This is a genomic window from Streptomyces sp. NPDC004838, from assembly GCF_053600955.1.
In genome coordinates this window covers 108,980-128,314 of record NZ_JBSGAW010000027.1, presented here as the reverse complement: position 1 = coordinate 128,314, position 19,335 = coordinate 108,980, and the positions used below count along the sequence as shown (strand labels likewise).

The following is a 19,335-nucleotide window of genomic DNA, read 5'->3' as shown; positions in this document are numbered from 1 at the left end:
CCTCATCCGCCAGAACCACCTCGACCGTCGGCCGACCCATACGCGCCATGAGCCCAGCCTACTTCTATAGCGAAATAAAGACTCAGGACACTAGGGGTTCGGGGCAGAGTTCGTGGCGGCCACGGTCGAGGCGTTCAACCTGCTCCGCCGGCCCGGTTGGTGCGGGCCAGCAGCCACAGCAGGTAGGGAGCACCGATGAGGCCGGTGACCACTCCGACGGGGAACTGGCTGGACCACAGCAGGTGCTGCCCGATGAAGTCGGCTGCGGCAACCAGCACTCCCCCGGCAAGGGCCGCGGGTAGCACTGCCGCACCCGCGGCGGGAGCGAGGCGGCGTGCGACAGGCGCGGCGATCAGGGCGACGAAGGCGACCGGACCGGCAGCGGCGGTGGCCACACCCGCAAGGGCGACGGCGCATCCGAGCAGGGCGAGGCGGCTACGGTTTACCGGGGTGCCCAGACCAGCGGCGGTGTCGTCGCCCAGTTCGAGTGCGCCGAGGTGGCGATGGGCCATCGCGGTCAGGGGCAGCAGGACGGCGAGGGCGGCCAGTAGCGGCCAGACCTGGTCGAGGGCACTGCCGTTGAGGCTTCCCGTGAGCCAGACCAGGGCGTCCTGGGCCCTGGTGACCTCCGCGCTGGTCAGGAGGTAGGACACGATGCTCGACAGTGCGGCTCCGACACCGATTCCGATCAACACGAAGCGCTGTCCCGAGACGCCTCGGCGCCAAGCGAGCGCGTAGATGGCGGTCGCGCTGAGGAGGGCGCCGGCCAAGGCGGCGAGCGAGATGCCCATGCCGCTGAGGCCCAGCCCTACGCTGGCGACGACTGCCGCGGCACTGGCACCTTGGCTGACGCCGATGACGTCTGGGCTGGCGAGGGGGTTGCGCAGAAGCGCTTGGAACAGGGCGCCGGAAATTCCGAAGGCGCAGCCCACGAGTAGGGCGAGCAGAGAGCGCGGAAGCCGCAGTTCGATGACGACGAAGCGGGTGCCCCCACCGGCCTGGCCGGTCAGGGCGCGCAGAACTTCGCCAACAGGGGTGGGCACGTCGCCGAAGCACAGTGAGGCGGTGAAGACAACGAGGAGAGCCGCGGCAAGTAGCACGCACACCGCGGTGGTGCGCCGGTGTCGGGCGCGGCGAGTGGCGGTGATGAGGCGGATCGCCTCGTGTCGGCGCCGCAGGGCAGGTGAGGCGGCCTGACCAGTGGCGCCGCGAACAGATTTCATGGTCTGGTCCTCCTGCGCGGTGACAGCACCGGTCGTCTGGGAGATGGTCTGGTCCTCCTGCGCGGTGACAGCACCGGTCGTCTGGGAGGTGGTCACGTCGTGATCGTCTTGCGCCCGCGGACCAAGAGAACGAAGGGGATCGCGCCGATCGCGGCAGTGACGATGCCCGCCTGCACCTCACCGGGTGGAGCGATCACACGGCCGACTACATCGGCGAGGAGAAGCAGAGTGGGGGCGAGCAGTGCGCTGAACAGCAGCAGCCGGCGGTGGTCCGGACCGGCGAGCAGGCGTACGGCGTGGGGCACGACGAGTCCGACGAACGCGATGGGGCCGGCCACGACGGTGGCGATGCCACACAGGAGAACCACCACCGCGCCGGCACCGGCGCGTGCGAGGCCGGTGCGCTGGCCAAGCCCCCGGGCGACATCGTCGCCGAGGGCGAGCGTATTGAGCTGGGAGCTGAGGATGAGGGCGAGCAGAGTACCGACGGCGACGAAGGGGAGGGCCGTCCAGAGGACCTCCGTGTCCCTGCCGGTGAGCGAGCCGACCTGCCAGAGTCGGTACTGGTCGTACGAGCGAGTGTCCTTCAGCAGCATCGCTGTGGTGAGGGAGAGGAGGGCGGCATTGGCGGCGGCTCCGGCAAGCGCGATCTTCACGGGGGTCGCGCCGTCGCGGCCGATGGCGCCGATGCCGTAGACGATCAGTGCCGCGACAAGTGCGCCGGCGAAGCCGAACCAGACGTACTGCTCGGGGGCGGACAGACCGAGAATGCTCAGGGCGAAGACCACAGCGGCGGAAGCACCTGCGTTGATGCCGAGGAGACCGGGATCGGCGAGCGGGTTCCGAGCTACGCCTTGCATGATGGCCCCGGCCAGCCCAAGAGCGACTCCAGCCATAAGACCGGCCACCGTGCGCGGGATACGGACCTCTTGGAGGATGAGCTGCCCCTTGTCGGTGAGGTCTGGGCCGAATACGCCGGACAGGACGTCATCGGTGCCGACCGGTCCCGTGCCAACGGCAAGGCTGAGCCAGATCGCGCCGACGAGTGCGCTGACGAGGATGAGCAGGCCGACCGCGATGGCCGGGACACCTTTGCGCCTGCGTCGCTGCGCGAGCAGCGGTGTAGACGTTCCTCCTTCTGTCGCGCGGCCCAGTGCCCACGGTCTTCCGACCCTCGACAGCCGCGAGTCCCGCACCACCCGATCTCCTCCTGGCCGCCAGGAAGAGATCCTGATCTCAGCCCAAACCTTGTTAGTAAGGTGACCCTAACATCCCACTGGCCTCCCCGTTTCCGTGGCTCTGTTGAGCCCAACTGGTCGCGATGGCCAGGGCTGTCGGCTCTTTCCCGTCCGGCGGGCCTGGCTCGGGCCCGGCGCGTGGCCGGGTGCTCCAGGTCCTCGTGGAGTGGGCGGTCGGGGACGTGTCCACTGGTCAGGTGGCCGGTCTCGGCAGGGCCGCGAGGCAGGCGAAAGCGTTCGTCGGCTTGTGCCGCCATGGCCGGGATGTGACAGCCGGTTCGGCGACCGTCGTCGTACCCGGCCGCCCCGCCCTGTCGCACCTGTTGCGTACGCCCCCGCAGCCCGGCGCGACCGGTGCCGGGCAGCGGCCCCTGACACCGGCCTCTGACACGGACCCCTGACCGTCGGCGCCGCCCGACCGGGGCGTACCGGCACAGCTGGTGAGGGACCCCGCTGATCGGCGCGGTCGCGAGCCCGGCGCCGGTCAGGGCCTGCCGCCTGGACGGCGGTCGGCCGCCGCCTGGACGACCAGCTCGCACCAGGCGAGACCGGCTTGGTCGTCCGCCTCGCGCACGGCGTCCAGCCAGCGCTGCCAGAAGCCGTTCTTGGTCCACGCGGTGAAGCGCCGGTGCGCGGTGGAGTGCGAGACCCCGAAGTGGGCGGGGAGTTGCTGCCAGCCGCAGCCGGAGGTGAGCACATAGACGACGGCGATGAGGGCCGCCCGGTCGTCACCGGGGCCGGCGGGCAGGAGGGGTTCAGCGGCGGCCCACAGCCCGTCGGGGACCAGCCGCCGGGACAGTGCCGGGCCCAGCGCGCCGGAGGAACGGCTCCGCGACTCCTCGGCGGCCACCGTCGCCGCGGCGTCCCGCCGGCCCGTGGACGAGGAGTCGTCCTGCCGGTCGCCGGGAGCGGCCGTCTGCGCCCGGTACGCCTTCCACTGCGTCAGCAGATCGTGGTGGCTGCCCTGGACCCAGCGCATGTAGTCGCGCATATTGCCCAGACGTCGGCGCGGCGTCTCCTCCTCTGGGCCGAGCAGGGCCAGGGCCTGTTCGGCGAGTTGTTCCTGCCGGGCCAGATAGCGCCGTTCACCCGCCAGGAAGCTGCCCCACACATCGTCGTCGACACGGAAGTAGTGGCTGCGCTTCCCGGGCACCGCGTGCCGTCTGATGAACCCCGCCTCGACCAGACGGCGGGTCGCGAGCGAGACGGAACCGGCGCTCACCCGCAGCTCACGGGCCAGCTCCGCCGAGGATACGTACGGCACATCGGTGATGAGGAGGTAGGCGACCACCCGGCCGTCCATCCGGCCGCTGCCGCCCTCCTCCCACACCAGGCCGATCTCCTCCACGAACGCCTCACGGCTCCACGCGCCGCCGCCACCGTGCCCGTTGTGCGCCGCGCCCGACTCGACGTCGCCCATGCTTCCTCCAATTAAACTTTCATCTCATGCTAAAAGTTTCGTACTTTTGCATTGACATGGCACCTGAGCGCGCCCAGGATCACGGTACGCGCCGCATTGAGATCACGGCAGCCCGGTCCGTCTCCCGGTCCGGCCCATGGTGCCCGCCCTTTATCCCTGGGGAGTCGTCTTGCGCAGATCACCCATGCTCACAGCCTCGGCGAGCCTATCGCTGACCCTCGTGCTGACCCTGGCCGGCTGCTCCGGCGGCAGCGACGGCGAAGACGGTGCCGCCGGGTCCGGAGGGTTCTCGGTCGCCGTCGGCGAACCCGACCATCTCACTCCGGGCCGTACCACCATCGGTTACGACCAGGTACGCGTCCTCTTCGCACCCCTGGTCGGAGTCGATGCCAAGGGGAAGATCAGCTACGTCCAGGCCGAGTCGGTCACCTCCCCGGACGCCCGGCACTGGACCATCAAGCTCCGCCCCGGGTGGAAGTTCCACAACGGTGAGCCGGTCACCGCGCAGAGCTACGCCGACGCCTGGAACGCCACCGCCTACGGGCCCAACGGCTGGGCCGGCAACGGCCAGCTCGCGGGAATCGAGGGCTACGCGGCGCTGAACCCGGCCAAGGGCAAGCCGTCCGTCAAGACCCTGTCGGGTGTGAAGGCCGTCGACGCCACCACTCTGGAAGTCACCCTCTCCAGCCCCGACAGTCAGTTCCCGCTCCGTCTCACCCCGAGCCAGACGGGCTTCTATCCGCTGCCGAAGGCGGCGTTCACGGACCTCGAAGCGTTCGACCGCAAGCCCATCGGCAACGGCCCGTACCAGATGGACTCCGCCTGGAAGCCCGACGGGGGCGCCACGGTCACCGCCTACGGCGCGTATCAGGGTCCCAAGCCCAAGTCGTCGGCCATCACCTTCAAGTCCTACACCGACCTCAACACCGCCTACACCGACGCGCTCGCGGGCAACACCGATGTGATCGGCGTGCCGATCAGCAAGTTCGGCCAGGCCAAGGCCGACTTCGGGGACCGGCTGCACACCTATGAGGCGCCCTCGCTGGAGTTCATCGCGCTGCCGCTGTTCGGCGACCGGTTCAAGGACGTACGGCTGCGCAAGGCCCTGTCCATGGCCATCGACCGTTCCGCCGTGAACAAGGCCATCTACGGCGGTCTGTACACCCCGGCCACCTCGCTGACCCCGCCCTCCGAGGTCGGCGCGCAGACCGGGCTGTGCGATGCCTGCGCCTTCGACCCGGCGGCGGCCAAGAAGCTGTTCGACGAGGCGGGCGGCTGGTCCGGGGAGCTGACGATCACCTACCCGGGCGGTCTCGGCCTGGACGAGCTGTACAAGGCGATCGCCAACCAGCTCAGACAGAATCTGGGCATCAGCCAGGTCCGGGCCGTACCCACCGCCGACTGGGCGGAGTTCAGCGAGAAGGTGATCGGCAAGAAGATCACCGGACTCTCGCACGCCCGCTGGGGCGCCCTGTACCCGAGCATGCAGAACACCCTGTACGGCATCTTCACCGAGAGCGGCGGCTGTATGTGCAGCAGCTACAGCGATGAAGGCGTCGACAAACTGCTCAGCCAGGCCGACGCCGCTACCGATCCGGCCATGGCGAACCGGCTCTACAACGATGCCCAGAAGGCGATCCTGGCGGACTTCCCGGTGATCCCGCTCTTCTACGGCAGCTATGTCTACGCCAGCACCGAGCGGGTCTCCGATGTGACCGTGGGTCCGGCCGACGTCGATCTCACCCGGGTCTCCGTCACGGACTGACCCACCCCGAACCGCCCGGCCGCACCGCGCCCGCCGGCCTCCCTCCTTCCCACCCTGGAGATCCGCACCCTCATGACAGCCGCGACGTCCGATCCCCTCGCCTCCGCCACCTCCGCAGCGGGACCCGATGCCTGGGTACGGCACGCGGTGACCCTCCCGGAGACCCGCGCCTACCCGACCGTGGACGAACTCCTCAGCCGGTTCCGGGAGTTGGCCGCGCTCCACCCCGGCCTGGTCACCGAGCGCCGGATCGGCACCTCCACGCTCGGCGAACCCTTGTACTCCTTCACCGTGGGGGACGGCCGCCCCGCCGCCGGAGAAGCGGGCGGATACGTCGTCGTCGGCGGTGTCCATCCCAACGAGCCGGTCGGTGCGGTGACGACACTGCACCTCGCCACCACCCTGTGCGAGCAGCCGGAGCTGCGGGCCCGCTTCGGCGGTCCCTGGCACATCGTGCCCTGCGTCGACCCCGACGGGGCCCGGCTCAACGAAGGCTGGTTCGCCGCCCCCGCCGACAAGCGCGCCTACGGACGCCACTTCTACCGGCCTGCCGGTGACCAGCAGGTCGAGTGGACCTTCCCCTTCGCGTACAAGAACGCCTACTTCGACCGGGTCCTGCCCGAGACACTGGCGCTGATGCGGTTGCTGGACACCACCCGCCCCCGTTTTCTGACCACCCTGCACAACTGCGAGACGGGCGGTGTCTACTACTACATGAACCGCCCGGCCCCCGAGCTGTACGGCGTACTCGCCGAGATCCCCGCCTCCCTCGGCATGCCGCTGGCGACCGGCGAACCGGAAGCCGCGCACATCCCCCGCTACGCCCCAGCCGTCTACGGCTGCATCGATATGAAGGACGCCTACGACTATCTCGAAGGGCTCGGCGTCGACGCCGGCGCCAAGATCGCGGGATCGTCCAGCGCCGCGTACACCGAACGGTACGGCACCTTCTACTTCGTCACCGAGGTGCCGCACTGGAGCCACCCGGACGCCGACGACGGCACGCCCGCCGATGAGCGGTACGGCGAGGTCGTCGGGCGCCGGGCCCGGGCGCTGGGCGAGACCGGCGCGTATCTGGGGAGCATCCTCGACCGGGCGAGCCCCGATCTGAACATCCCGACCCCCTTCCTGCGGGCGGTGCGCGACTTCGTCCCCTCCCTGACCGAGGTCGCCGCGGTGGAGTCGGCCCGCGTGGCCGCTCTGCCCGACCGGGCCGCGACGGTCGCCGAGAGATACGACTGCGAGGCGAGCGTGCACAGCTTCCGCATCCGCGTCGGCGGCATGCTGCTGCGGGCCCTCAACGCCGAACTGGCCGCCGGCACCGCGACCCCCGAAGTACGCCGGTGCCACCGGGAACTGCTCGCCGTCTACGAGACCTGGGAGCGCGAGGCCGAGCCGGTCACCGGTGATCCCATCGCGATCTCCACCCTGGCCGGCATCCAGTACGCCGCACTCCTCGCCGCCGCCGACCACGCTCGCTCCGCCGGCACCGGTGCGACCCGCCCGGACCACACCGGGGAACCACGATGACCTATCTGATCCGCCGTCTGCTGGAGGCACTCGTCGTCTTCTTCGGCATCAGCCTGGTCATCTACTCGATGACCTATGTGCTGCCCGGGGACCCCATCGCCGCGCTCGCGGGCGACCGGCCGCTGGCCCCGAGCGTGGCGCGGGCACTGCGCGAACAGCACCATCTGGACGACCCGCTGATCGTCCAGTACGGCCACTACCTGGCCGGACTCTTCCAGGGCGACCTGGGTACGGACTTCACCGGACGTCCCGTCGCCGAGCAGATGGCCGACCGCTGGCCGGTCACCATCAAGCTGGCCCTCACCGCCTGGGTGATCGAGGCGGTCGTCGGCATCGGCCTCGGGGTGCTCGCGGCGCTGCGCCGGGGCACCTGGACGGACCGCACGGTGCTCGCGTTCACCATCGGCGCCACCTCGGTCCCGGTGTTCGTGCTCGCGTACACGGCACAGGTGATCCTCGGCGTGAAACTGGAGCTGTTCCCGGTCGCCGGGGTCACCGACGGTTGGCCCACGAGCTATCTGCTGCCCGCGCTGTGCGTCGCCGCCTTCGGACTGGCGTCGGTGTCCCGGCTGGTCAGGGCGGAGGTCATCGACCATCTGCGGGCCGACTACGTCCGTACCGCCGTAGCCAAGGGACTCACCCGGCGCAGGGTGGTCGGCGTCCATGTGCTGCGCAACTCCCTGATCCCGGCCGTCACCTACCTCGCCGTCGACCTCGGCTTTCTGCTCGGCGGCACCGTGATCATCGAGGGTGTCTTCAATCTTCCCGGTATCGGCCAGCTCCTCTTCCAGGCCATCCGGGGCCATTCCGGACCGACGGTGGTGGGGGTGTCGACCGCCCTGATCCTGATCTTCCTCGCCGCGAGCGTCCTGGTCGACCTCCTCAACAGCCTCCTGGACCCGAGGATCCGCCATGACTGACACCCTGACCGCGCCACCCGGCGACACCGTGCCCGGTGCCGCCCCGCCTCCCCCGGGCGGCGGCGCATGGCGCGAACTGCGCCGCCGCCCGGCCTTTCTGCTCACCGGCGGCTGTGTTGTGCTGCTCGTCCTCGTCGCCGCCGCACCGGGTCTGTTCGCGGGTTGGTTCGGCAACGGCGACCCCGCCGTCTGCGACCTCACGCGCAGCGCCGACGGGCCGTCCGCCGGGCATCCCTTCGGCTACGACGTCCAGGGCTGCGACCTGTACGCCAACGTCATTCACGGAGCGCGTGCCTCGCTCGGAGTGGGCTTCCTCGCCACGGGCTGCGCCCTGGCGGTGGCGCTCGTCCTCGGCTGTCTCGCCGGAATGGCCGGCCGGATCGTGGACAGCGTGATCGCCCGGCTCACCGACGTCTTCCTCGGCTTTCCCTTTCTGCTCGGCGCGATCGTCGTCCTCAACGCCGTCACCACCCGCGACATACCGACCGTGGCCGCCGTGCTGGCGCTCTTCGGCTGGCCGACCATGACCCGGGTCGTCCGTTCCTCCGTCCGCTCGGTGCGCGAGGCCGACTACGTCGTGATGGCCCGCAGTCTCGGCTCCGGCCCCTGGGACATCGTCCGACGGCACATCCTCCCCAACGCCCTCACCCCGGTACTCGTCCTCGCCACCATCACCGTCGGCGGCGTCATCGTCGCCGAAGCAGCGCTGACGTTCCTGGGCGTCGGGCTGCAGTCCCCCTCGATCTCCTGGGGGCTTCAGCTCGCCGGCGCGCAGAACTCCTTCCGGACCCATCCGCATCTGCTGATCTTCCCCGGGCTGTTCCTCTCCTTCACCGTGTTCGTGCTCATCACCTTCGGCGACACGGTGCGTGACGCCCTGGACCCGAAAGGCCGGTGACCGGAGATGGCCATGAACGGCAGCGCTTCCGCCGAACCGGTTCCCTTGCTGGAAGCCGAAGACCTCACCGTCGATCTGCTGTCCCGCGCCGAGGGCGCTCCGGTCTCCCGGCGTGTCGTCCACGAGGTCTCCTTCGCCCTGCACCAGGGCGAGACCCTCGCACTCATCGGCGAGTCCGGGTCGGGCAAGAGCCTCTCCGCGATGGCGCTGATGGGCCTGATCCCCGCTGCCACCGCCCGGGTCGGCGGCAGCGTCCGCCACCGCGGCACGGATCTGCTCACGCTGGATTCCGACGCACTGCGCGCCCGGCGCGGCAAACACATCGCGATGATCTTCCAGGATGCCCTGTCCGCCCTCAATCCCACGCTCACCGTGGGTTTCCAGATCGCCGAGGCGATCCGGGCCCACGAGGGGGTCGGCCGTCGCGAGGCGCGCGCCCGTGCCGTCGAGCTGATGGCCCAGGTCCGCATCCCCGACCCGGCCCGCCGCTACCGCGACTACCCGCACCAGCTTTCCGGCGGCATGCGCCAGCGCGTCATGATCGCGACGGCGATGGCACTCAGTCCCGACGTCCTCATCGCGGACGAACCCACCACCGCCCTGGACGTCACCGTGCAGGCCCAGATCATGGAACTGCTCGCCGAACTCCGCGAAGAGACGGGCTCCGCGCTGCTGCTGATCACCCATGACCTCGGACTCGCCGCCGGAACGGCCGACCGGGTCGCCATCATGTACGCCGGGCACATCGTGGAGCAGGCACCGGTCGAGGAGCTGTACGACCGCCCCGCGCACCCCTACACCCAGGGACTGCTGGCGGCCGTACCCCATCTCGAAGGACCGCCCAGCGACCTCACGCCCATCCCGGGCACCCCGCCGGGCCCTGGGCTGCTGCCGGCCGGGTGTCCCTTCCACCCGCGCTGCCCCGCCGCCCGTGAGCCCTGCTCGGCGAACCGCCCCACACTGTTCCCGGCCCGGCCCTCACGGCTCGTCGCCTGCCACTACCCGCTGGAGGTCTCCGGTGCCCGATGACATCGAGGATGTCGACGACGTCGAGAACAACCACAACAGCCGGCACCCCCTCCCGGACGGCACCCGGGCCGGAGCCCCGGCCGGCACCGCGCTGCTCGAAGCACGCGGGCTGGTCAAGCACTACGGCTCCGGCGGTCTGCTCGGCACCGTCCGCACCCGGGCGGCGGTCCGGGCCGTCGACGGCGTCGATCTGACCCTGCCGCGCGGGACCACGCTCGGGCTCGTCGGCGAGTCCGGTTGCGGCAAGTCGACCCTCGCCCGGCTCCTGCTGGCGCTCGAGCGGCCCACGTCGGGCACCGTGCTCGTGGAGGGCGAGGACCTGCTGCGCCTGCCGCGAACCGAGCTGCGCCGCCGCAGGCGGGACATCCAGCTCGTCATGCAGGACCCTTACACCTCGCTGGATCCCCGGATGACCGCGCTGGAGATCGTCCGCGAACCGCTGGACATCCACCGCGACCCGGCGGCGAAACACGACCGCTCGGCCCGCGCCCGTGAGCTGCTGGAGATGGTCGGGCTCGATCCGGGGCACGCGAACCGTCACCCCCACCAGTTCTCCGGCGGCCAGCGCCAGCGCCTCGGCATCGCCCGCGCGCTCGCCCTGCGGCCGAAGATCCTCGTCTGCGACGAGCCGGTGTCCGCCCTCGATGTGTCGGTCCAGGCGCAGGTCATGAATCTACTCAAGCGGTTGCAGCGGACCTTCGGGCTGTCGTACGTGTTCATCTCCCATGATCTGGCCGTGGTCCGGAACATCGCCGACGAGGTCGCCGTCATGTACCTGGGCCGGATCGTCGAGCAGGGCGACCGCGACACCGTGTACAGCCGCCCCAGGCACCCCTACACCCGGGCCCTGCTCTCCGCCGTTCCCGAGCCGGACCCGCGCCGCCGGGGCGGGGACGGCCGCATCGTGCTCCAGGGCGACCCCCCGAGCCCGGCCCGGCCCCCGGCGGGATGCCCGTTCCACACGCGTTGCTGGAAGAGCGAGAAGGTGTGCACCGAACAACGGCCCGAGCCGGACCAGGCCGAGTCCGGCGGCCGGCACCGGATCGCCTGCCATTTCCCCGAGAGCTGACGGAGGGAAAGGAACAGATGCTGCGACAGGAGATCTTCCGGGTCGACGACCCCGGGTGGATCCGCGATCTCACCCGTGCCCACCCCTGGGCCACCCTGATCAGCAACACCGCGCGCGGTGGCCCGGTCGTCTCCCATCTGCCGGTACTGGTCGACCGCACCCCACCGGAGGGGCCGGAGGCGGCGAACACCGCGCTCACCCTGCTCGGCCATCTGGCCCGCACCGACGCGGAGGAGCACGAACTCGGTTCCCACGACGTCGTCGTGGTGCTCCAGGGACCGCACGGCTACGTCTCACCCGTCTGGTACGGGGAGACCGAGAAGACACCGCACGTCCCCACCTGGAACTTCACCGTCCTGCACGTCCAGGGCCGCCCCGAGATCCTCACCCCGGCCGATACCTACGGCGTCCTGTCCGCCACCGTCGACCACTTCGAGGCCCGGTCCCGCGAGCCCTGGCGGCTCAGCCGGGTCGAGGAGTACGCCCAGCGCATCGCCGTCGGCGTCACAGGGTTCCGGCTGCCCGCCACGAGGGTGACGGCCAAGGCGAAACTCAGCCAGGATGAGCCCGAGGAAGTCGTCAACCGGCTGGTGAAGGCCCTCGAGTCCGATCAGCCCTACGCCCACCCCGAACTCGCCCGTGCCATGCGTGACATCCGGAGGAAGCCATGACCACGCTCCCGACCACCGCGGTGCGCGGCACCGGACCCGCGGCCGCGCCACCGGTCACCCTGTCCCGGGTCCACCTCGGTGCGGGCGGACCGCTGAGCGACGTCCGTATCGAGAACGGGCTCGTCACAGCGGTCCACCCGGCGGGCGCGGCCCCGACGGCCGAAGGCCACCGTCTCGACCTCGACGGACGCACCCTCCTGCCGGGGCTGTGGGACGCACATGTCCATATGCTCCAATGGGCCGGTGTGCGGCGCCGACTCGATCTGTCCGGCGCCGGCTCGGCACGGGCCGCCGCCGACGCCGCCGGTGCGCGGGCCGCCACCCTGCCGCCCGGCGAGCCGCTGATCGGCTACGGCTTCCGCGACGGGCTGTGGCCCGACGCCCCGCACAAGGAACTGCTGGACACCCTCGTCCCGGACCGCCCCACCCTGCTGATCAGCATGGATCTGCACGCCGCCTGGCTCAACTCGGCCGCACTGGCCGCAGTGGAGCGCGGCGACCACCCCACCGGACTGCTGCGCGAGGGCGAGAGCATGCGCGCTGTCGCGGAACTCACCGCCGTCCCCCCGGAGGTGTCGGACCGATGGGTGCGCGAAGCCTGCGTGGCCGCCGCCGCACGCGGGGTCACCGGCATCGTCGACTTCGAGTACGCCGACAACATCATGGCCTGGACCCGCCGGATGAACGGCGCGGCCGTGCCGCTGCGGGTGGCGGCGGCGATCTGGCCCACGGACCTGGAAGCGGCGATCGACCGGGGCCTGCGCACGGGCCAGGTGCTCCCCGCCTCGGGCGGTCTGCTGGAGGTCGGGCCGTTCAAGCTGCTCACCGACGGTTCCCTCAACACCCGGACCGCGCTGTGCCACGACGCGTATCCGGGCCTGGCTCCCGAGGCGCCCGGCTCCCACGGACTGGAGGAGGTGTCCCCGCGGGAACTCGTCTCGCTGCTGCGCCGGGCGTCCGGCCACGGCCTCGTCCCCGCCGTGCACGCGATCGGGGACCGCGCCAACGAGATGGCCCTTGACGCGTTCGAGGCGGTCCGCTGCCACGGCAGGGTCGAGCACGGTCAACTGCTCGCCGCCAAGGACATTCCGCGCTTCGCCGAACTCGGCGTCACCGTCAGCGTCCAGCCGACCCATGCCGTGGACGACCGGGACGTCGCCGACCGGCACTGGGCGGGCCGTACGCACCGCGCGTACGCCTTCGCCGATCTGCTGGCGTCCGGAGCCGGCCTGGCCCTCGGCTCCGACGCCCCCGTCGCCCCGCTCGACCCCTGGCTGACCATCGCCTCCGCGGTCACCCGGACCGACGACGAGCGCCCGCCGTGGCACCCCGAACAGCGCATCCCCGTCCTGGCCGCGCTCACCGGATCGGCCCAGGGCCGCCGTCTGATCCGCGTCGGCGACCGCGCGGACCTGGTGATCACCGACGCCGACCCGCTCACCGCGGACGTCGACACGCTGCGCGGTATGCCGGTCCACGCGACGATGCTCGCCGGGGCATGGACCCACCCACCGTCCTGACACCGCCCGGACCGGCTGTGCGCCATCCACGGCGCGGTGCCGACCGTCCGGCCACCTCAACCCCGTCCGCGCGCCCCTCGGCCTCGCCGTCCAGCCGTCAACCGGACGGCGCCGCTGGACCCCGTGGCCCCCAACTGGTCCCCAAAACGCCGGAAAGGCGGTACCGGATCACTCCGATACCGCCTACGACCTGCGAAAACGCTGGTCGGGACGACAGGATTTGAACCTGCGACCCCTTGACCCCCAGTCAAGTGCGCTACCAAGCTGCGCCACGTCCCGATGCCCGCCCTGGCCTGGGGGTTTCCCGGGCCGAACGCGCATGAGAACGATACCGCACGAGGAGCGATGATCACGAACCGCTTTCCGGGCACCCAGGCTCCCGGGGAGGCGTGCCGGGTCTCGCCGGGGCCGGGCTCAACCCGTCGGCGGCTGGGCCAGGTCGGGGTGCGCGGTCAGCAGTCGGCGGGGGGCGGCCTGGCGCCAGGAGTCGAGGAGGATCGCGTACAGCTCTCCGTCGTCCTCCAACGCGGAGAGCCGGACCCTCAGCCAGGCGTAGTTGTCGTCGTGGCCGGGGCGCAGGAAGAACTTCTCCGGCTCGGCGGCGATCAGCTCCTCCCGGTCCTCCTTGGGACATTTCACCCCCATCACCCGGTCTTCGTCGTCGAGCGAGGCGAAGATCCGTCCGCCATCCACGCGGAAGGTGGGCATACCCCAGGCGAGCTTCTCCAGGGCACCGGGGAGCGAGAGCGCGAGTCTGCGTGCATCGTCGGCAGTGGCCATGGGACGACCGTACGGCCCCGCACTGACATCGCCCGCGAGCGACCGTGACGGCGGTACGTCGCCGCCGCGCTCCGGGCGCTTCGGCCCGTCGCGGTGCGACGACGCCCGATGCGTCGCCGCACCGCCGGGAGTCACGCCCGGCGTCGCCGGGTGAAGGTCACGCCGGACCGGTTCGCGCCGCAACGGACCGCCGCCGCAGGGCCGTACCTCATGGCGTGGCTCCGCCGATCCGCACGGGTGCCGGCACCACCGTGGTGAGCAGGTGCTGGACGAGCGTGACCAGGGTTCCGATGCCTGAGCTGGCTGTTCGCGCGTCGCACAGCACTATCGGCACCTCCGGTCCGAGGTCCATGGCCGCCCGTACCTCCTCCGGTTCGTACCGGTAGGAGCCGTCGAACTCATTGACGGCCACGGCGAATCCGAGGCCGCGGCGCTCGAAGAAGTCCACGGCGGGGAACGAGTCCGCCAGCCGACGGGTATCGGCGAGGACGACCGCGCCGAGCGCGCCCTCGCACAACTCGTCCCACAGGAACCAGAAGCGCTCCTGGCCGGGCGTGCCGAAGAGATAGAGCACATGGCGTTCGTCCAGGGTGATCCGGCCGAAGTCCATGGCGACGGTGGTGGTCGTCTTGGACTCGACGCCCTCCAGCGGGTCCGTCTCCACGCCGACCCGGGTCAGCAGTTCCTCCGTGCTCAGGGGATCGATCTCGCTGACCGCTCCCACGAACGTCGTCTTGCCGGCCCCGAAGCCGCCCGCGACCAGGATCTTCAGCGCGGTCGGGAAGACGCCGCCCTCGACTGGGGAGTTGCTGCTTCCGGGTTCGGTTCCGGGTACGGGTTCCGTTCCCTGTCCCGCTCCGGGCTCGGTGCCCTGTTCAGAGCCGTCGTCGTAGGCCATCGAGCACTGCCTCCAGCAGAGAGCGGTCCGTCGGTGTGTCATGAGGGCGGGGCGCTCGCGCGGTGACCGCTCCACAGTCCACGAGATCGGAGAGCAACACCTTGGTGACCACGGCCGGCAGCTTCAAACGGGCCGCGATCTCGGCGACCGAGGTCGGGCCGCCGCAGAGGCCGAGGGCGAGTGCGTGTTCCGGTCCCAGCTGTGTCCGGGGCACGGTTCCGGTGGCCATCACCAGGGAGAGCAGATCGAGCGCGGCGGTCGGACGGGTCCGACCGCCGCTCACCGTGTACGGGCGGATCAGCCGGCCCGCGGCGTCGTCGAGCAACGGTCCGTCGGGGGGAAGCGGCACGGATCAGTACCCCACGGTGCTCGACGCCCCGCTCTGTTGCCTCGCCGGGGTGGCGAGGTATGGGCGTACGCTCTTCACCAGCATCGTCATCTCGTAGCCGAGGACGCCTGCGTCGGCCTCCCGGCCCGCGAGTACGGCGAGACAGGTGCCGGAGCCCGCCGTGGAGACGAACAGCAGGGTGGAGTCGAGTTCCACCACCACCTGGCGTACCTCTCCGCCGTCGCCGAAGCGCGCTCCGGCGCTCCGGCCCAGGGAGTAGAGGCCGGACGCCAGGGCCGCCATATGGTCGGCGCTGTCGGGATCTAAGCCGTGAACGGACTTCACCAGGCCGTCGGAGGAGAGAAGCACCGCGTTACGGGTGTGCGGCACGCGCTGGACCAGGCCGCCCAGCAGCCAGTCGAGATCCGGGACTTGACCGTTCGGCGCATCGCTCGCCATGGGGTACCTACTCCTTGGTGGGGTTGTCGTGACTGCGGGGTTCGGATTCGGATGACGGTGGTGCGGTGTTCAGGTCTGCCCGCGCCGATGGCTGTTCCTGCGATCGCGCCTGCGCATGCGTCTCGGCCAGCCCGATGCCACGCTGGAACGCGGCCATGAGTCCGGGGTCGTGAGCCGCGTACTCGTCGGTCGCGCGCGGCCGCGGAGCGCTTCTGAGCTGCGGAGCGATGTGCTCCTGGCTACGGCGTGTGGGGAGTTTGGGGCGGCCCATCGTGCCTCGGACGACGCCGGTGGCCGAGGCCGGAGCCCGAGGGGGCCTGAGCGGATCCCCGGCGTCCGACGTGGTCCGGTTGCCGGGGAGCGCGGCGGGACGGTCGGTGTGTTCCGCGCGTACGGGAAGCGGGCCGGGCACGGTCGGGGTGGTGTGGGTGGTGTGGGGGGCGTGCGTGGTGTGCTGCCCGGTGGGCCGGCGTGGGGGCTGGTACTGGCGGGGCACCGACGGCGGCGAGGCCATGCCGATGCGCGGTGCCGGCATTCCGTGGCCGTGGTCCGGCGTCGGGCCTGCCTCGTGCCTGGTGCCCTCGTGCCGGATGCCCTCGGGCGGGGGACCGTCGGGCTGGGTGCCGAGCAGCCGTCGCGGCAGTACGAGGACGGCCTGGACGCCTCCGTAGATGTTCGGCTGGAGCCGGACCGTAATGCCGTGCCTGCGGGCGAGCGCCGAGACGACGAAGAGCCCGATGCGCCCGTCCTGGAGCAGATGGGCGACGTTCACCTGGTCGGGGTCGGTGAGCAGCGCGTTCATTCTGGCCTGTTCGCCTGCCGGCATGCCGAGTCCCCGGTCCTCGACCTCGACGGCCAGTCCGGCGGTCACCTGCTGGGCGCGCAGCAGGACTTGGGTGTGCGGAGCGGAGAACAGCGTGGCGTTCTCGATGAGTTCGGCCAGCAGATGGATCACATCGGCGACGGAGTGGCCGCGCAGGGTGCCGTCGATCGGCGGCACCAGTACGACCCTCGGGTAGTGCTCGACCTCGGCGATCGCCGAGCGCAGCACCTCGGTCACGCCGACCGGGCGGGACCACTGACGTCGGGAGACCGCGCCGCCGAGCACGGCGAGGTTCTCGGCGTGGCGGCGGATCCGGGTGGCGAGGTGGTCGACGTGGAAGAGGCCCTTGAGCAGATCGGGGTCCTCCACCCGGTTCTCCAGCTCGTCGAGCACTTGGATCTCCCGGTGGACCAGCGACTGGAGGCGTCGGGCCAGATTGACGAAGACCTCGACCTTCTGGTCGTTGCCGGCGGCGCTGAAGAGCCGGGACGCCTGCGTCACGGCCGTGAGGGCCGCCGCGTGCGCGCGTCCCAGTTGCCGGTCGAGCAGATCGAACTCGTCCGCCCGCTCCGCCGCCGCGCAGGGGGTACGGGGGGTGGGCGGCCCCTCGCCGCGTCGGAGTCGTTCCACCGCCGAGAGGAGTTCGGCATGGTCACGCTCGCTGGAGCGGCGCAGCTCGGCGCACCGGTTGAGCACGGAGGCCGCCAGCCGATCGGCGCCGAGCGCGGCCACCGCCACGGCCGCGAGGGCCAGTGCGGCCGAGCCGGTCAGTACGGCCCACAGGGTGGCGGACGGCCGGGGCGCGGCGGTCCTCGCGGTGAAGACCACGGCCGCCGCACCGCTCAGTGACACGACGAGGGCCGGCAGAACCGCCGTGCGCAGCAGTTGCGGACGTAATCGGGTGTCCGGGGGCGACGGAGCGAGGCGCTGTCTGCCCCAGGGTGGGGCGGGGCGAGCGCCCGACCGGCCGTGCCGCCCGCCCTCACGACGGTCCGGTCGTAAGGCGGGTGCGCGTAATTGAGACATCGGCGTCCTCGGTACGTGGGGTCCCAGGGTTCGGCGTACAGCGTGCTGACTGCTGCGCGCTGCGTGCGGACTGCTGCGTGCTGCCCAGTGAACGCGGGCCCGGCTCCTCGCCTCAACGGCGGTTCAGCACGGGAGAGATGAGCCCGCCGTTGATCACTGGCCACACACGGTAGTCGCCGTACGGGCACGTGCGACGGGCAGTTGCCAAAGTTGCCCGTCATTCGTCCCGCTCTGGTATGAGGGATCGCACGGCAGCTCGAACCGTGCCGCCGTGAGCCGGGGGCCGGGCAGCCGACCCGGACAGCGGGGGCAGTCCGGGGTCACCCGAGTCGGTCGTCGGCTTCCGGAGCCGACGACCGGACGCGGGTCGGTCCGGGCGGGAGGGCGGTCGGGGCCCGGAGGGCGGGGCGACAAGGTCCGGGGCCGAGCAGCTGGGGGTTGGGCGGCCGAGGGTCGGGCGGCCCGACCGTTGGAGGCAGGCCGTTGGAGACAGGCGGTCGACGCCGGGCCGCCGGAGGGCGGGCTCCGGCGTACCGGCGGCAGCGGGTCAGCCGGTCGGGGCGACCTCCGGGCTGCCCGTGCCCGCGCTCTCGTCCCGGTCCGTGCCCGCCGCGGTGCTGCCGCCGGGGGCGGTGGCCCAGCCTCCCGTGGGCGCGGTCGCCACGGAACGCCACCACGGCTGTCCGGGCACGGACTCCGCGGTCGGCTCGCACGGCTCGCCCGGCTTCGGCAGGGCGAGCCGTGCGCCCGCCTCCGCGGCCGCCGCGACCGTGCCCTCGCCCGGCTCGGCCCACGGGTGGGGCGCGAGGTTGAAAGTCCCCCAGTGGATCGGCAGCATCACACCGCCCGGCTGTGCGCACTGAAGGTCGATATGGGCCCGTACACCCTCGGCCGGCGTCATATGAACGTCCGGCCAGAAACACTCGGACTGTAGACGCCCGGTCGGGCTGTCGTGCGTGTGGATGTGGCTCTATATCCATGCATATTGCACTGATTACGCAGCGCTACCAGCCGATCTTGTCCAAGGCCGCCCTTACCACCTCGATTGATAGGATTGGCCAGTGCACGATGTTGAGTGGTCCGCTGCTGAGCTGCGGGAACTGGAAGAGCTGCGGCCGCGGGAAGCGCTCCTTCCTGCCGATGCTCCGCGCGCTCCTCTCCATCGCGGCTTGTGATCCTGGTCCGACCGGGTGCTGACGGTCTGTGGGTGAGTCATGCGACGTCCGTTCCGGAGAAGATGGTGGTGACGTCCCCAATGTCGGTGATCGAGGCAAAGAACGTGGCGCCTGGGGCGGGCGCGGCCATGGGTCCGAGCGCGCCGGACAGAATGATCTCGCCGGCTCGGAGCGGGTCGCCGTTTTGTGCGCAGGTAACGGCGAGCCAGGCGAGGGCGTTGATCGGGTCGCCGAGGCACTGCACGCCGGAGCCTGGGGGGACGACATTCTCGTTCATGAGCATCGTCAACTTGACCGCTGCGGTATCGAGGTTGCCGAGCGGCGAGCGCGCGCCGAGCACGAACAGGCCGCTGGAGGCGTTGTCGGCGATGGTGTCGGCGATCGAGATGTTCCAGTCCTCGACCCGGCTGTCGACGATCTCCAGTGCGGGTGCCACATCCCCGATCGCGTCCCTGGCCTGCGCGGGCGTAAGTGGCTGTTGTCGTTCCGAATTTGAGGGCGGTGTTTTCGCTGGTCAGGCATAGGTTCGGTGATTCTGCGGGAGTGGTGATGTGTCGTGTCGT

16 protein-coding genes, 1 tRNA gene and 2 pseudogenes are annotated in these 19,335 nt (G+C 71.0%); 8 read left to right on the top strand and 11 right to left on the bottom strand.

Going from position 1 to position 19,335, the window contains the following annotated elements:
- Positions 1 to 134 precede the first annotated feature (134 nt).
- The 3 genes from ACWEFL_RS27490 to ACWEFL_RS27480 all read right to left on the bottom strand — a co-directional run bounded on the left by ACWEFL_RS27490 (position 135) and on the right by ACWEFL_RS27480 (position 3,881).
- Positions 135 to 1,223, bottom strand: a complete 1,089-nt coding sequence (locus tag ACWEFL_RS27490; RefSeq protein ID WP_451717358.1) for a FecCD family ABC transporter permease — start codon at positions 1,221 to 1,223, stop codon at positions 135 to 137.
- Positions 1,224 to 1,315: 92 nt separating this feature from the next.
- A complete protein-coding gene (locus ACWEFL_RS27485; RefSeq protein WP_451717356.1) occupies positions 1,316 to 2,377 on the bottom strand; it encodes a FecCD family ABC transporter permease in 1,062 nt (353 codons plus the stop codon).
- A gap of 568 nt (positions 2,378 to 2,945) precedes the next feature.
- A complete protein-coding gene (locus ACWEFL_RS27480) occupies positions 2,946 to 3,881 on the bottom strand; it encodes a transposase (protein ID WP_451717339.1) in 936 nt (311 codons plus the stop codon).
- Positions 3,882 to 4,050: 169 nt separating this feature from the next.
- Between ACWEFL_RS27480 and ACWEFL_RS27475 the strand changes: the two genes are divergently transcribed.
- The 8 genes from ACWEFL_RS27475 (at position 4,051) to ACWEFL_RS27440 (ending at position 13,283) form a co-directional block, all read left to right on the top strand.
- A complete protein-coding gene (locus ACWEFL_RS27475) occupies positions 4,051 to 5,646 on the top strand; it encodes a peptide ABC transporter substrate-binding protein (RefSeq protein WP_451717337.1) in 1,596 nt (531 codons plus the stop codon).
- A gap of 72 nt (positions 5,647 to 5,718) precedes the next feature.
- Positions 5,719 to 7,176, top strand: coding sequence for a M14 family zinc carboxypeptidase (locus ACWEFL_RS27470; protein WP_451717335.1), 1,458 nt, complete (start codon positions 5,719 to 5,721; stop codon positions 7,174 to 7,176).
- Positions 7,173 to 8,096 carry an ABC transporter permease gene (locus ACWEFL_RS27465; RefSeq protein ID WP_451717334.1) on the top strand — a complete coding sequence of 308 codons (924 nt, stop codon included), beginning with the start codon at positions 7,173 to 7,175 and terminating at the stop codon, positions 8,094 to 8,096. The genes ACWEFL_RS27470 and ACWEFL_RS27465 overlap by 4 nt, the downstream gene beginning before the upstream one ends.
- Positions 8,089 to 8,994, top strand: coding sequence for an ABC transporter permease (locus ACWEFL_RS27460; RefSeq protein WP_451717332.1), 906 nt, complete (start codon positions 8,089 to 8,091; stop codon positions 8,992 to 8,994). The genes ACWEFL_RS27465 and ACWEFL_RS27460 overlap by 8 nt, the downstream gene beginning before the upstream one ends.
- Positions 8,995 to 9,006: 12 nt before the next feature.
- A complete protein-coding gene (locus tag ACWEFL_RS27455) occupies positions 9,007 to 10,023 on the top strand; it encodes an ABC transporter ATP-binding protein (protein WP_451717330.1) in 1,017 nt (338 codons plus the stop codon).
- On the top strand, positions 10,013 to 11,092 hold the full coding sequence (locus tag ACWEFL_RS27450) for an ABC transporter ATP-binding protein (RefSeq protein WP_451717328.1): 1,080 nt from the start codon (positions 10,013 to 10,015) through the stop codon (positions 11,090 to 11,092). The genes ACWEFL_RS27455 and ACWEFL_RS27450 overlap by 11 nt, the downstream gene beginning before the upstream one ends.
- 17 nt (positions 11,093 to 11,109) lie before the next feature.
- On the top strand, positions 11,110 to 11,763 hold the full coding sequence (locus tag ACWEFL_RS27445) for an FMN-binding negative transcriptional regulator (RefSeq protein WP_451717326.1): 654 nt from the start codon (positions 11,110 to 11,112) through the stop codon (positions 11,761 to 11,763).
- Entirely contained in the window at positions 11,760 to 13,283 is a 1,524-nt protein-coding gene (locus tag ACWEFL_RS27440) for an amidohydrolase (protein WP_451717324.1), read from the top strand. Before ACWEFL_RS27445 ends, ACWEFL_RS27440 begins: the two co-directional genes overlap by 4 nt.
- Positions 13,284 to 13,485: 202 nt before the next feature.
- Here the strand turns inward: ACWEFL_RS27440 and ACWEFL_RS27435 are convergent.
- The 8 genes and pseudogenes from ACWEFL_RS27435 to ACWEFL_RS27400 form a co-directional block, all read right to left on the bottom strand.
- Positions 13,486 to 13,562, bottom strand: a tRNA-Pro gene (locus ACWEFL_RS27435).
- Positions 13,563 to 13,697: 135 nt separating this feature from the next.
- On the bottom strand, positions 13,698 to 14,063 hold the full coding sequence (locus ACWEFL_RS27430) for an MmcQ/YjbR family DNA-binding protein (RefSeq protein ID WP_451717322.1): 366 nt from the start codon (positions 14,061 to 14,063) through the stop codon (positions 13,698 to 13,700).
- A 208-nt stretch (positions 14,064 to 14,271) separates the two neighbouring features.
- Positions 14,272 to 14,961, bottom strand: a complete 690-nt coding sequence (locus tag ACWEFL_RS27425) for a GTP-binding protein (protein WP_451717320.1) — start codon at positions 14,959 to 14,961, stop codon at positions 14,272 to 14,274.
- The gene (locus tag ACWEFL_RS27420) at positions 14,939 to 15,310 is read right to left on the bottom strand and encodes a DUF742 domain-containing protein (protein WP_451717318.1); all 372 of its coding nucleotides are present in this window, start codon (positions 15,308 to 15,310) and stop codon (positions 14,939 to 14,941) included. The genes ACWEFL_RS27425 and ACWEFL_RS27420 overlap by 23 nt, the downstream gene beginning before the upstream one ends.
- Before the next feature lie 3 nt (positions 15,311 to 15,313).
- The gene (locus ACWEFL_RS27415; protein WP_451717316.1) at positions 15,314 to 15,748 is read right to left on the bottom strand and encodes a roadblock/LC7 domain-containing protein; all 435 of its coding nucleotides are present in this window, start codon (positions 15,746 to 15,748) and stop codon (positions 15,314 to 15,316) included.
- A gap of 7 nt (positions 15,749 to 15,755) precedes the next feature.
- Positions 15,756 to 17,597 (bottom strand): sensor histidine kinase, encoded by a 1,842-nt coding sequence (locus ACWEFL_RS27410; protein WP_451717315.1) that lies wholly within the window; start codon positions 17,595 to 17,597, stop codon positions 15,756 to 15,758.
- A 547-nt stretch (positions 17,598 to 18,144) separates the two neighbouring features.
- Positions 18,145 to 18,516 (bottom strand): annotated as a pseudogene (locus ACWEFL_RS27405) (MBL fold metallo-hydrolase); the annotation flags it as partial.
- A 293-nt stretch (positions 18,517 to 18,809) separates the two neighbouring features.
- Positions 18,810 to 19,229, bottom strand: a pseudogene (locus ACWEFL_RS27400) (2-keto-4-pentenoate hydratase); the annotation flags it as partial.
- Positions 19,230 to 19,335 lie beyond the last annotated feature (106 nt).

Bases quoted from the DNA above. Each gene is read 5' to 3' on its own strand.
- ACWEFL_RS27470 (WP_451717335.1), top strand. From the start codon at position 5,719: ATGACAGCCGCGACGTCCGATCCCCTCGCCTCCGCCACCTCCGCAGCG.
- ACWEFL_RS27465 (WP_451717334.1), top strand. From the start codon at position 7,173: ATGACCTATCTGATCCGCCGTCTGCTGGAGGCACTCGTCGTCTTCTTC.
- ACWEFL_RS27425 (WP_451717320.1), bottom strand. From the start codon at position 14,961: ATGGCCTACGACGACGGCTCTGAACAGGGCACCGAGCCCGGAGCGGGA.
- ACWEFL_RS27440 (WP_451717324.1), top strand. From the start codon at position 11,760: ATGACCACGCTCCCGACCACCGCGGTGCGCGGCACCGGACCCGCGGCC.
- ACWEFL_RS27490 (WP_451717358.1), bottom strand. From the start codon at position 1,223: ATGAAATCTGTTCGCGGCGCCACTGGTCAGGCCGCCTCACCTGCCCTG.
- ACWEFL_RS27480 (WP_451717339.1), bottom strand. From the start codon at position 3,881: ATGGGCGACGTCGAGTCGGGCGCGGCGCACAACGGGCACGGTGGCGGC.
- ACWEFL_RS27415 (WP_451717316.1), bottom strand. From the start codon at position 15,748: ATGGCGAGCGATGCGCCGAACGGTCAAGTCCCGGATCTCGACTGGCTG.
- ACWEFL_RS27430 (WP_451717322.1), bottom strand. From the start codon at position 14,063: ATGGCCACTGCCGACGATGCACGCAGACTCGCGCTCTCGCTCCCCGGT.
- ACWEFL_RS27445 (WP_451717326.1), top strand. From the start codon at position 11,110: ATGCTGCGACAGGAGATCTTCCGGGTCGACGACCCCGGGTGGATCCGC.
- ACWEFL_RS27410 (WP_451717315.1), bottom strand. From the start codon at position 17,597: ATGTCTCAATTACGCGCACCCGCCTTACGACCGGACCGTCGTGAGGGC.
- ACWEFL_RS27460 (WP_451717332.1), top strand. From the start codon at position 8,089: ATGACTGACACCCTGACCGCGCCACCCGGCGACACCGTGCCCGGTGCC.
- ACWEFL_RS27455 (WP_451717330.1), top strand. From the start codon at position 9,007: ATGAACGGCAGCGCTTCCGCCGAACCGGTTCCCTTGCTGGAAGCCGAA.